This is a genomic window from Oceanobacillus alkalisoli, assembly GCF_022213125.1.
Taxonomy (GTDB): Bacteria; Bacillota; Bacilli; order Bacillales; family Amphibacillaceae; genus Oceanobacillus; species Oceanobacillus alkalisoli.
The window spans coordinates 1-13,125 of the sequence record NZ_JAKNRA010000029.1; the positions used below are offsets into that span (position 1 = coordinate 1).

General features: G+C 33.8%; 13 protein-coding genes. 8 read left to right on the plus strand and 5 right to left on the minus strand.

The window, feature by feature from the left end; all coding sequences use genetic code 11:
• Positions 1–114 precede the first annotated feature (114 nt).
• The 6 genes from L3V42_RS17720 to L3V42_RS17745 all read left to right on the plus strand — a co-directional run bounded on the left by L3V42_RS17720 (position 115) and on the right by L3V42_RS17745 (position 5,438).
• A complete protein-coding gene (locus L3V42_RS17720) occupies positions 115–1,698 on the plus strand; it encodes a CD3337/EF1877 family mobilome membrane protein (protein ID WP_238472597.1) in 1,584 nt (527 codons plus the stop codon).
• 39 nt (positions 1,699–1,737) lie between these two features.
• A complete protein-coding gene (locus L3V42_RS17725) occupies positions 1,738–2,796 on the plus strand; it encodes a lysozyme family protein (RefSeq protein WP_238472605.1) in 1,059 nt (352 codons plus the stop codon).
• 74 nt (positions 2,797–2,870) lie between these two features.
• Positions 2,871–3,362: a YddI family membrane protein gene (locus L3V42_RS17730; protein WP_238472598.1), complete on the plus strand. Its 492-nt coding sequence runs from the start codon at positions 2,871–2,873 to the stop codon at positions 3,360–3,362.
• A gap of 51 nt (positions 3,363–3,413) precedes the next feature.
• A complete protein-coding gene (locus L3V42_RS17735; RefSeq protein ID WP_238472599.1) occupies positions 3,414–3,830 on the plus strand; it encodes a hypothetical protein in 417 nt (138 codons plus the stop codon).
• Between the two features lie 134 nt (positions 3,831–3,964).
• On the plus strand, positions 3,965–4,168 hold the full coding sequence (locus tag L3V42_RS17740; RefSeq protein ID WP_238472600.1) for a DUF3173 domain-containing protein: 204 nt from the start codon (positions 3,965–3,967) through the stop codon (positions 4,166–4,168).
• A complete protein-coding gene (locus tag L3V42_RS17745) occupies positions 4,155–5,438 on the plus strand; it encodes a tyrosine-type recombinase/integrase (RefSeq protein ID WP_439651905.1) in 1,284 nt (427 codons plus the stop codon). Before L3V42_RS17740 ends, L3V42_RS17745 begins: the two co-directional genes overlap by 14 nt.
• An 81-nt stretch (positions 5,439–5,519) precedes the next feature.
• Here L3V42_RS17745 and L3V42_RS17750 read toward each other — a convergent pair whose 3' ends face one another.
• The 5 genes from L3V42_RS17750 to L3V42_RS17770 all read right to left on the minus strand — a co-directional run bounded on the left by L3V42_RS17750 (position 5,520) and on the right by L3V42_RS17770 (position 9,889).
• Positions 5,520–6,731 (minus strand): site-specific integrase, encoded by a 1,212-nt coding sequence (locus tag L3V42_RS17750; RefSeq protein WP_238472602.1) that lies wholly within the window; start codon positions 6,729–6,731, stop codon positions 5,520–5,522.
• A gap of 38 nt (positions 6,732–6,769) precedes the next feature.
• On the minus strand, positions 6,770–6,955 hold the full coding sequence (locus L3V42_RS17755; protein WP_017795842.1) for a DUF3173 domain-containing protein: 186 nt from the start codon (positions 6,953–6,955) through the stop codon (positions 6,770–6,772).
• Positions 6,956–7,544: 589 nt separating this feature from the next.
• Positions 7,545–7,727 (minus strand): helix-turn-helix domain-containing protein, encoded by a 183-nt coding sequence (locus L3V42_RS17760; protein ID WP_107589062.1) that lies wholly within the window; start codon positions 7,725–7,727, stop codon positions 7,545–7,547.
• A gap of 468 nt (positions 7,728–8,195) precedes the next feature.
• The gene (locus tag L3V42_RS17765; RefSeq protein ID WP_238472603.1) at positions 8,196–9,221 is read right to left on the minus strand and encodes a sensor histidine kinase; all 1,026 of its coding nucleotides are present in this window, start codon (positions 9,219–9,221) and stop codon (positions 8,196–8,198) included.
• A complete protein-coding gene (locus tag L3V42_RS17770; protein WP_235762185.1) occupies positions 9,218–9,889 on the minus strand; it encodes a response regulator transcription factor in 672 nt (223 codons plus the stop codon). The genes L3V42_RS17765 and L3V42_RS17770 overlap by 4 nt, the downstream gene beginning before the upstream one ends.
• A 206-nt stretch (positions 9,890–10,095) precedes the next feature.
• On the opposite strand from L3V42_RS17770, the gene drcA reads away from it, so the two are divergent.
• Both drcA and drcB read left to right on the plus strand, forming a co-directional pair.
• On the plus strand, positions 10,096–10,863 hold the full coding sequence (gene drcA / locus L3V42_RS17775) for a daptomycin efflux ABC transporter ATP-binding protein DrcA (RefSeq protein WP_238472604.1): 768 nt from the start codon (positions 10,096–10,098) through the stop codon (positions 10,861–10,863).
• Positions 10,850–12,775, plus strand: coding sequence for a daptomycin efflux ABC transporter permease DrcB (gene drcB / locus L3V42_RS17780; protein WP_235762183.1), 1,926 nt, complete (start codon positions 10,850–10,852; stop codon positions 12,773–12,775). The genes drcA and drcB overlap by 14 nt, the downstream gene beginning before the upstream one ends.
• Positions 12,776–13,125 lie beyond the last annotated feature (350 nt).

Sequence of the window (13,125 nt, forward strand, 5' to 3'; positions counted from 1 at the left end):
AACCAAGACAGCATCAGAATGAAGTACAGACGTGCTTTGTTTCAAGAAACAGGTGTTGAATCTTAATTGGGGAAACCTGTTGAGTGTTAATTGTGAAAAACTGCTTAATTCTACTTGACGGTTACAAGCATTTATGAGGTTTTAAAAGAACACTTTGCAGAAATACTGTTTGCATTTTTATGTGCCTATCTTATTTTTATATTTTTCACAAAGGGAAATGCAAGAGAATCCTTTAGAAAATTCATGTTGTTTGTTGTCGTTTTGATTGTTGCAGGTTATTGGGTTTCAAATGCTAGTTATTTAATGAAAAGTATGAATGCCTTGTCGGGTGATATGCAAGCAACCCTAGTGAATGCTGGGAACGGTATTTTAGGGATTTTTGAGGAACAGAGAGAGGGTGTTTATGAAGGGGTTAATGATATTGATGAAAATGAAAAGATAGAAGGAACAATTGCAGTTATCCGTAATATTTATTTTGATTTAGCATTAAAACGACCATATCTCTTAATTAATTATGGTACTACAGATGAAGAAAAAATTAATGGTAATGATGAAATTAAAGATTTAGGGTTTGGATTTCAAGCATACCCAAGATCGGAAAGGATGCTTGCTTTTAAATTAAACTCGAAAGGTTCAGCCTATAGAATTGCTCATGCTTATCTTGAAGTAACTAAAAACGACAATACGCATGTAGCTTCGGGTTCAGCGTTTAAACAATCGGGTCTAGTATTCTTAACCTTTTTCATTGTGATTGGTTTGTCTATTCCATTTTTATTATTAGGTTTAATTAATTTTGCATTACAATTGTTAGCGATATTAATTGCGTTAGTTTTACCTTTTGCGTTTGTTTTAAGCTTTATCCCTCATTTTGCAATGACTGGTTTTAAAACATTGGGTAATATAGTGACAATCTTTCTAACAAAGGGCTTGTTAGGAATATTATTATTTGTCGTTTATCTATTAACCTATTCTATGTATCTATTTGTTGAACCAAACGACACAGGAACATATTTATTGCATGTTGTACTTTTGATTATACTGTTTTTCTTAATCATAATTAAAAGGAATAAGATTATTAGCTTCATTACGGCAGGACGTGTTCAAACAGTTGATGGAAACATGATGTCAAATATGAATCAATATTATAGTAAACATTTTTCTAATGCGAAAGAAAGATTGGAACAAAGACGTCCTCAAAAGAGAGTATCTCCAATGAATTATGGTGATGAAGAAAGTGATACGAAACAAAATCCAAAAAAGAATCGAACAAGTATGAAGCAGGAAAGAAAAGGTGCTAAAAATGGAAAAGGTAATGATACCAAACGTACTCCACAACGAAAGAAAAAAAAGGTAGATGATGTGAGTAAAGAAAATCGTGGTCAAAGTAAATCTCATCATGATAAAGAAGGTGATGAAGAACGAACGAAACAGCCAGACAACACGCAAAAACAAGATGTAGAAGGTGTGAATAAAGAAAATCGTAGTCATAAAGAATCTCATCATGATAAAGAACGTGATGAGGAAAGAACGAAACAACCAGATAATACGCAAGAACGCGATATAGAGGGTGTGAATAAAGAAAACCGTGGTCATACAGAAGTTCATCGTGATACAGATTTAGATGGACAACGGACTAGAGAAGTATCATCTGTGGAGGAAAGGAAAAAGGAAAGAGATGAGAATGGAGGATTGCTATAATAGGCAATTCTCTTTTTTGGGGGGGTTTTTGAATTGAACATGGACAAAATACCTGCGGTAAAAATGGCTAAGTTGAAAATCAAAATTTATTTAATTCTCTTTTTGCTTTTCTTCTTTTTCATCATTGGGGTAGTTGTTCTTTTTGTTGTTAATTCAGTGGATAATAGTGATGGATTACATCATTTTAGAGAAGAAGAAAATGAAGAAGATACGGATTTTTATATTGGTAACGGTATTGCACCCGAAGTATTGAGATATAAACCTTATTTTGAAAAATATGCAAAAAAATATTTTATATCACAACATGTAGATGTGTTAATGGCTGTGACAATGCAAGAAAGTGGGGGTAGGCTTTTAGATGTAATGCAAAGTTCAGAATCAATTGGGCTCCCTCCTAATTCAATTACAGACCCAGAACTTTCTATTGATGTTGGAACGAAATACTTTTCGCAGGTTATGAAAGATGCTGAGGGAGAAGTGAAACTTTCCTTACAATCTTATAATTTTGGCTCGGGATTTATAAATTATGCGCTTGAAAGAGGGGGGTACTCTAAAAGGGTTGCATTTGATTTTAGTCAAATGATGGCTGAAAAAATGGGGTGGTCTCGTTATGGTGATGTAAATTATGTAGATAATGTAATGCGTTATCTTGAAGAAGATGATTCTGTTCCCATAAATGTTCGTGGTGCTTGGGCGTTGCCATTAAAAGAAATTAGAATTACGAGTAGATTTGGACCACGTACACATCCAATTACTGGTGAGTTAGAGAGTTTTCATGGTGGGGCTGATTTCGGTTGTACGCCTAGAGATAATATCATGGCAGTTAAGGATGGAGAAGTAGTGGAAGCAATTCATGGTAATACTGGCTATGGAAACTATGTTACATTGCAACATGGAAATAAAGAGTTTAGTCGATATGCTCATATGTCATTATTGAATGTTTCGCCTGGTGATAGTGTTAGTCAAGGTCAAGCTGTTGGGAAATGCGGTACGACGGGTTCTAGTACAGGAAATCATTTGCATTTAGAACATTTGACTGAATTAGGACAAGCACACCAAGATAAAGTTGATCCCCTAAAAACATTAGGATTAGAATGATTAAATAATGTTTGGTTTTTAAGAATATTGAGGTTGTTCTTGGTTTAAAAAGTTCGGAATTTAGAGGTGATAGAATGAAAAGGTATTTACCACTGCTTGTTGTTGGTGTTTTGGTCATTCTTTTCTTATTTGTGAAGAATGAAAATTATAGAAATGAGTTAAAACATGTAAAGAATGAAATTAGTGAGTTAGAGAGTGCAGAGGAAGTCATTTATTTAGAAGCTGGTGAGATAGGTGAACAGTTTATTTTAGGTTACTTTAACTATCGAGGGAAACCAGTAAAAGGAAATGTAGAAATGTATGTATCAGAAGAAAAAATAAAAGAGTTAAATTTTGATACGAATGAGGAATATGATGAGAAATTGGTTAAAGTGAAATCTACTGTTAATAATTTGGATATTTATTTAGGGAAATCAACGGATGGTAGGCAAAAGGTGTTAGGTATTTTCATAAATGAAATTGAAATGGGTGATGTGGTCACCTTAGTTGATTCATTCATTGAATTAGATTTGGAAAAGACGGATGATCTTTGGCGTATTGTTGATTTTAATTTTTTCCAGTATTGATTATATGTTATCATAGGTTAAATGGTAATTACTCAAATTGGAGGCGATTCTTTGCATAAACACATGTTGAAATTAATCATATTGGTGATTTTTTCTATTAGTTTAGTAGCATGTGGAATGTCAGAAGGAAAAGCAAATGATAATTTAGCCTATGAAGATATAGTAAATTTGACTATTGAAAAATTTGAATCAGAGCTGCCGAAGTTGGGTGAGTTAGAATATGAACCTTATGATATAGATTACGGAAGTGATTTAAGGAGTGGTTCAGATATAACAATGTGGGAAAATGGAAAATATGTAAAATTTGTTGTTCATGATAAAGAAGAAAGTAAAAAAGAAATAACCTATTATAGGTTGAAAGATGCAGAACTTGTGAATGTAAATGGTCATCCAGATATTGATTTTGATTCTTTAGAGGAACAAGAACCTGATTATATAGAAGAAAAAGGTAAAATTATTAAAGAGTGATGATATTGCCGGATTTTGAAATAAGATACAACGAAGGATAATGTCTCAAATAAAATACTTTATATCGTAAAAGAGCAGATAAAATAATCTGTTCTTTTTTTATTGCAAAAAATTAAGAAGGAGTTGTTTTTCAAATGAATAAAACCATTTCAAAAAAGGAATTGCAAGATATGGGTTTTTTACCATATCAAGCAGTTGATATTATCAGACAAGCAAAGTATTATATGGTGGATAAGGGTTATCCGTACTATAACAATAAAAGATTAGGCCGAGTGCCCTATCATGCAGTCGAAAATATTATAGGCGTGTCTCTGGAAGAAGGAGATGCGAATGGCTAAAACAAAATACCCGGGAGTTTATCAAGATGAAAAGGGAGTTTTCTATTATCATATTGAACTTGGTGTTGACAGGATTACAGGAAAAAGGATTCAAAAGAAAAGCAGAAAAGACAGCAATGGTAAAAGATTTAGTTCAGCAAGAGAGGCTAATAAAGAAGCAACTAGAATAAAAAATGAATATCTTATGCAAAATGGTTACGCTAATTATCGACTCACTTTTGGTGAATTTATGAACACGCACTATTTGCCACATTATCAATCTAATGTAGAAGAGAGCACATGGGAAACTAGAAAACATGTTTTATGGGAGATTCGTGACCGTTTTTTTGATAAAGAACTTAGAGAAATTAATGTGAGGGACTGTGAAGCCTTTAGAACTTGGCTTTTAAATGAAAGTGGTCACTCTCAAAATTATGCGGGATTGATTTATGGAGCATTTAGACAAGCTATGGAATACGCTGTGACTTTGCAGTATTTAAAAGAGAATGTCTCGAAGAGAACTAAATCAATATCAAAAGGTAAAAGTCTTGTTGACTATTGGACAAAGGAAGAGTTTGAAAAGGTGATTTCTGTAATTTATACGCATAATTTTTATGAGCACTTGTGTTTTGTCGCTATCTGGCTTTATTATATGACAGGAATGCGTGTAAGTGAGGGGTTGGCACTTTATTGGAATGATGTAGATTTTAAAAAGAAGAAGCTACGAATACATCATACTTTGCAAATGAAATCCATGAAAGATTTTAAGAGAAAACCGTATACCAAAACAGCAGATGGAATGCGAACAATATCCTTAGATGATGATACTGTAAAGATATTGCAAAATTGGAAGTTAGTTCAATCAGAGCATGGGATAAATGATTTTGTGATAAGCTATACGGGATTACCTATACACAGATCAACGATTCCAAGAGTTATAACTAGATACGCAAAGGTTGCCAAGGTTCACAAGATACAGGCGAAGGGATTAAGGCATTCTCATGTAAGCTACTTAATTAATGAGTTTAATGCTGATATTCTTGTTGTTTCTAAAAGGCTAGGTCATAGTTCGCCAGAAATCACCTTAAAACATTACGCGCATTTGTGGGGAAGAAATGATGAGTCGATTGCAGAAAAAATGTCAGGCAATATTAAGTTTAATTTTGCTAAAGAAACTTTGATTGATTTTAACGGAAATCAAAACATTAAAGGGGATTTGGTTCCCTACCAAAATCCTACCATAAGGGAAAGAAACTTATCTGAAAGCAGTGATACCAACGCTTCTAGGTAGCCCATCTACAGTTGAGTGGGAGTAGTAGAAGGAGAGCTGAAACCCCTTTGTTTATAAGGGTTTCGGCTCTTTACTCTATTTTCATCGCATTGTTATTGCATTATTTGTTTCTAATCCTTTACGTAGGTAACGAGCAGTGAACTGATTTTTAGGTGAAGTATCTCCATTTTGTGTTGCTGTTTGGTAAGACATAATACCTTCTAATTTATGGGCTACCTCAAAGTTACTGTTAGGATACAAATGTCCGTAAGTGCCGAGTGTCGTTTCAATATCTTCATGCCCTAGACGGTCTTTAATGATTAATGGGTTTTCACCCATGCTAATAAGCAATGAAGCATGAGAGTGTCTTAAAGCATGTAATCTAATTCGATGAACCCCAGCTTTTTTTGAAAAACGTGTAATGGCATTCGCCAACGTATGTTTTTGTGTAGGAACACCATTATAGCTCATCACATAATTGGTTTGAATGACAGCTTGCTGCACGTTCTGCCATTCACGGAGTAAAGTTAAAGTATCCCCGTCTAATGCAATTTGGCGCACACTAGCCTTTGTTTTTGGTTCTACAAAAGAGTAATTATCTAAATTCTTATAGTAAAGTGTTTTATCAATAGATAACACGCCAGAATCAAAGTCAATATCTTCCCATTGAATTGCAGTGGCTTCTCCAATCCGCATCCCAGTCATAAATAAAAACCACAATGAGATAAATAAAAAGTGTTGATAGTAGTCTTCCTTATAAAAAAGAGAGATGACTTTTTCAAATTCTTCTTTGGTCCAAAAATCTATTTTTGTCTTTGTCTTTTTTACATTTCCAACAATTTTAGATGGATTACTTTCAGCTAAACCTAAAACAACCGCTCGATCCATCGCCATGGAAAATAACCCTTGAACATTTCTAATATAAGAAGAACGATACTTCTTTTTAGATAATGCTAATTGCCATTTTTGCACATGAATCGGGGTAATTTCGGTAGTGATTAAACTATTAAAAAAAGTGAAATGTTTTCTGACGGCCGGTAATCGATTTTCGTACGTTCTTTCTTTTACTTGTGTTTTATACCAAGGTAAAAAAATATCTTCAATAAACTGTTGGAACAGAATGTCATCTTGCTTTTCTTCTAATTCATCTGATTTTGTAAGCAGTAACCTCGAATATTCTTCCCTTGCTTCTTTTTTAGTTTTAAAACCACTACGGTATTTCTGAATTTGCTTGCCAGTGATCGGGTGATACCCTAAATTAGCACGAAAATAATATGTTCCGTTCTTTGCCTTTTTGACGATATCTTTAGTCATGATTTCACTCCTTACGCAATTAGTGCAAGAAGTACAAATCACACATCTAAAGTTATCCCTAATACTTCTTCAACAGCTTCTTTAGGAACACGATCTAACTTTTTAGATTGATAATACGCATGTCCTTTTGAAATCATTAGTTTTTTACATTCTCTAATGATATCAGCTGAAAAAGAGGGACCATAACCTAGTGCTATCAAGTCTTTTTTAGTGACTGTGACCATATGAACTCCTTTCCATAGACTAGGATATGCTATTTGATATCTGTCTATTATTATATCGCTTCTATAAAACTAATTCTAATACGTTGCGTGAATTTGGCTCTTGCACTAAAATAAAAAGGATTTAATGTCATAACTTGATAGTTACTTTAACCTATCTTGCTAAATTGAATATCAAAAATCAGACGGCTGCTGGTGCAGCTCCACGGGAATTTCACCCCTGCAAGTATTTCTTCCAGCCCTACTCATAGCTTGCGACGGTTCAAACGCTCGAACCATGACGATAGGGGAGTATCATTATCCTAACTGATGGGTTATCGCCAGCAATCCACCACGATTACATTAGACTCATAGATTATCGCTCGTTTCTAACGAAAGTCATGGCGTATGAATCAATTGGCTCATCATCAGTAGAACGTATCTGATTTTTTGCTTATACTGCACGGCGTAATCTTCCGTGCTTTCTTTGTCAAAGAACAAATATATGATGAATGAAAGGGAAAACCTAACCATTCTGTATTCAAATTTTGAAAGTTAAAACAGATTGCATAAGCTTCGCTCGTAAGCGTTCGCGTGTATCTTCATCGATGCCTCAATAAGTGTTTCCTTGTTCATCACGGAGCTTACGCATGGATAAACTTGTCATATAGCTTCTATAATGTAGAACAACTACTTTCATTGCTTCTAGCTCACCCTTATTTGCAGCTAAAATGATTGGATACGGCAAAAAGCCACGCTCATTGATTTCCGTATTAGTATTAATCATCCCATTCATCTGCATGCTCCTCCAAAAAACGTCTTGATGATTTCCCCTTTCATTACCTTCAACAAGTTTTTTTGTAAAATGCCAAAAATCAGAGAAAAAGTTTTTAAAAAACAATAACCCAACTGAATATTAACAGTTAGGTAGAATCATTTTTAATATTAAATATTAAGGACCAAAACAAGAAATACTTTAAATGTCAAACTCTATTTTATTACAATTCACATAAAAACTGATCGAACATAATAATGAATAATACAAAATAAAGTTTTTTAAATCGTGGTATTAATAGAACAATTTTTGAAAAAATCGATCAAAATATAATAAAAACCTGGTTATAGCTATTTTCAATTAATGCACTTACTATTGGCTATATTATTTAATATTTCTTAAGCCTTACGATAAACATTATTCTACTTGAACACCTTTAATTTGATACTATTTTCCGATTAACCAATTTCTTTAACCCCACCATTATACTTATAAATGATAATAATTTCTGATTTTTGGAAAGTGGATGATGACCTTCGTATATTTCCCATCTTCTGAATGAATGGAAAGGTCATGTCCTAATTTAAGAGCCATTTCTTTTGCAAGGTAGAGACCTAAACCGGTAGATTTGGCATGACTTCTCCCAATAAATCCTGTAAATCCTTTTTCAAATACTCGGCTGATATCCTCTGGCTTAATTCCAATGCCTGTATCTTGAATCTGTAGCCGCTTTTCTTTTCGATCTTCCTCAAATTGTACGGAGATTTCCCCGCCTTCACCTGCATATTTTAAAGAATTTGAAAAAACTTGATCCATAATAAAACCAAGCCATTTACTGTCGGTATGGACAACCTGTTCAATATTGTTCATATGAAAACGAATTTGCTTGTTAATAAAAGATTTGGCATATTTCTTTACACTGTTTTTAGCGACTTGATCCAACACTACCTCGGAAATAAAATAATCTTTGGAAAAAGAATCAATGCGAGAATAATAAAGAGCCTGCTCTACGTAATTTTCTATTCTATCCAACTCATCTTCAAACTTGTCCACAAGGTATTCAACAGTTCTTCCATTACTGTTTTCCATAAGCAAGCGACCTGCCGCAATCGGAACCTTGACTTCATGAATCCAAGATGTAATAAAGTCTTGATGATCCATTTTTTCGTTATACAACTTTTGTAATTGATCGCCATGCACACTATTTACTTTTTTTAATAACTCAAGATATAACAATTGTTCATCGTTTCGCGGTTTAGGCAGAGTTGCGAGAAATTCTTCATGGTTACTTTCAATCAAATCATTTAATTCCCGATAAAATTCTCTATTGTAATAGTATTCGATGATTACGTATATAGCTACAATAAAAAAGATAACCATATTGATATAGACGATATTACTTACAGCGTTTCTGGAATCTGTGCTCACAATCATCATCAAAGAAACAAAGAACATAATGATCATGTTTAATATAAAGAAATTCCGTTTATCTTTTAAGTAATGAAAGAAATTCATTGAATTATATAACCTTGTCCTTTCTTAGTTGTAATAAAGTGTTCTTTTCCAAGCTCAACAAGTTTTTTACGCAGGCGAGCAATATTAACCGTCAATGTATTTTCGTCCACGAAATTTTCATTCTTCCAAAGGCTACGCATTATTTTCGTACGACTGACGATGATTCCTTTATTTTTCATAAGAATTTTTAAAATATGAAATTCTGTTTTCGTGAGTTCCGATTTTCGATCTCCATGTAAGATCTCTCCGTTTTCAAGATTTAATATAATTCCATCATGTTCCATTGTCTGAGACTGTGTTTCCATATAGGAATACGTTCTGCGGAGGAGTGCATTAATTTTTGCAATCAATACATCCATATGGAAAGGTTTTTGAATATAATCATCTCCTCCCATGTTCATCGACATCACTATATCCATTGGTGTATCACGGGAAGAGAGAAAGATCATAGGGACCTTTGAAATTTCTCTGATTTTACTACACCAGTAAAATCCGTCAAACGATGGCAAATTGATATCCATGATGACTAGGTGAGGATCATGATTAAGAAATACCTGCATGATTTGGTCAAAGTCTTCAATCTTAACGGTTTCAAAACCCCACTTTTCTAATGTTTCCCCTACCATATCACGAATGGTCAAATCATCTTCCACAATCATGATTTTCATTCCTCTTCCCTCCAAACAATCATCCTTCTGTAACATCATATTAATTGAATATCGACCAATATACAAAGAAAACATAATGTTTAAAGATACTTTTTATCAATGTGACGAAAATGTAAGGTTACGAGATCAAGCTGTAAGTTTATATTAAGGTTTCCTATTGTACAATTAAATTGTAGAAAAAACAGCTCTGAATGGAGGATTTATATATGAATATTGTAGTCGAAGCAAAACAAATAAAAAAAGTCTATGGTGCAAAGGGAAATATATTTTCAGCTTTGGAGGATATAGACTTAACGGTCATGGAAGGTGAATTCGTCGGTATTATGGGACCCTCGGGTGCTGGTAAATCAACTTTACTAAATATATTGGCAACTATTGACGAGCCGACTACGGGTAACATCGTGGTTGACGGAATCAATTTGACAAAGATGAATGAAGAACAATTATCTGCCTTTCGCCGTGACAAACTTGGTTTCCTTTTCCAAGACTATAATTTATTAGATACTTTAACTGTGAAAGAAAATATTATCTTGCCGTTAGCCTTGGCAAAATTGAACATTAAAGAATTGGAACGAAGAGCAGATGAAGTGGCAGATAAATTTGGAATTCGCGACATTTTAAATAAGTACCCGTATCAAATTTCTGGTGGACAAAAGCAACGCACGGCAGCTTCTCGAGCGATTATTTCAAAGCCAAGCCTAATATTGGCAGATGAACCAACAGGTGCGTTGGATTCGAAATCAGCAACAGACTTGTTAGAAAGTTTAAAGGATCTAAATGAACAAGACAAGGCAACCATTTTAATGGTTACCCATGATGCTTATGCGGCAAGTTATTGTAATCGCGTCCTATTTATTAAAGACGGTAAAATCTTCACAGAACTTGTGAAAGGGAAAAGATCCCGCAAAGAATTTTTCAACAAGGTGTTGGATGTTCTATCCGCACTGGGGGGTGGAGCAAATGACGTTATTTAGTTTAGCAAGGAAAAATATTAAAGGTAATTTCAATAATTATTTTGTCTATTTTGTTACGCTCGTATTCAGCATGGTTATTTATTATACGTTCACTTCCTTGCAATATAGCGAAAAAATTCAGGAAAGCATTGAATTGTCGGATACAATGAGTTTCATGTTTGGGGTATCATCAATTATCTTAATTTTATTCGTCGCAATCTTTATTTTGTACTCCAATTCATTCTTCACAAGAAAAAGGAAGAAAGAAGTCGGATTGTACGCCATACTTGGTTTACGCAAGAAAACCATTGCAAAAATGTTGTTTTATGAAAATTTGGTTATAGGAATCATTGCATTAGTCATTGGAATTATTCTTGGAACCTTACTTTCCAAATTATTTGCAATGATTTTAATAAAACTTATGGGTTCAATTACCGATGTAGACTTCGGTATTTCCTTCCTAGCGATTACCCAAACGGTCATAGTCTTTATGGTCATTATTTTATTCACTTCCGTTCAAGGTTACCGTTTGATTTATCGTTTTAAATTAATCGAATTATTCTATGCTGAGAAAAAAGGAGAACAAATTCCAAAGGTTTCACTTATTTCGGCTGTTATCGGAGTTTTATTGCTTGTAGTTAGTTACTGGCTGATATTAAAGCCATTTCCTGACGAATTTACTACGGAATATTTAATAAAAAATTATGGTATTGCCTTTGTTGCTCTCTTCATTGGAACCCATTTATTTTTCCGATCTGTAACAGTCTATTTATTAAGATTATCACAAAGAAATAAATCACGTTATTACAGAGGAACTAGAATAATTGAAACATCTCGCTTACTGTTTCGTATTAGAGGGAATGCGCGTACCTTTACAGTCATTGCATTGTTGAGTTCTGCAACGATCTGTTTCTTAGGTGCAACTTACAGTGGTTATTACAGCAACGAAAAAAGAACTGAGGAAGTTGTTCCATTCAGCTATTCGCATTTGTCAAAAGGTCCAGAATTTGATTCGCAGGTGGAGAGCATAATAAAAGCAGATCATCGACATCCAATAAAAGCCCAACTAGACATACCCGTCATTCAGGTAAAAGGAATACTCTCATTTCAACTGGATTATGACATAAATCCTGTGCAATTAATCTCAGAAAGTACATTTAATAAAGCAGCGAATGCTTTAAATAAGGATGAAACAGTCTCACTATCAAGAAATAAAGCAGCAGTAATCCAGCCAAGGTTTACTGAATATACGAAGTCGGTTTTTAAAGGAGAAAATATAACGATTCAATTGCCTCAAGAAAGCAGCAAACTGCCATTTGTTCATATGGTTGAAAGTAATGTGCTACCTTTCGATTATCCCGATTTCTTTCTCGTAGTCAGTAACGAAATGTTTGCTGAGATAGCCAAAAAAGAGGCTCCATTAACTTATAAAGTGTATGAAGTGGAAAATGAAGTAACGGCACAAGCCACATCAAAGAAAGTAAATAAACTGGTTGGAAACGATTTTCAAGTTTCTTCATCATTTTATACGGAGTATAAGCAAGGTAAAGAAGGAAACGCAATTACTCTCTTTATTTTTGGTTTTTTGGGGCTAGTATTTTTAGCAGCAACTGGAAGTATCATTTATTTCAAACAGTTAACAGAAGCGAATGAAGCAAAAGGACACTATGAAATCCTTCGTAAAATCGGTGTCAGTAGAAAGGATATACGTAAATCCATCAAAAAGCAGTCATTATTTGTGTTCGGATTGCCACTAACCGTAGGAATATTGCACAGTTGTGTGACATTGTACTTTACCAGCAACTTTATGTCTAATCTCATTGGAATCAATCTCATTGTCCCTATTCTAACGGCTATAGTCTTTTTTGTTATCATCTATGCAGTCTATTACGTATTAACCGTTAATACGTACAATCGCATTGTAAATAAATAAGAGCGAAACATCTCTCGAATGTTCGGTTCGAGAGGTGTTTTGTCATGTATTCCTTTGTTAAAAAAATCCTCATTACTCTGGAATCTAGACCGATTATATTGTTGAAGTTCAAATTGAACATCCTTAAATCTTCTAACAACAAAAAAATCGAATGATTGGAAATATGATAACTCCCATACAAAATGTATCGCCAATAGAAACACAATTAAGCCTGTACTATCAAAAATGATGCCATATTTTTTCATTAATTTATTTTGAACCATGTAATATTCTTTCTCGGTAATTATTTACGGGTTAGCAGTTGTTTTAACATAGCAATTTGCATACCATAAGTAATCAAGTTCTGTTTC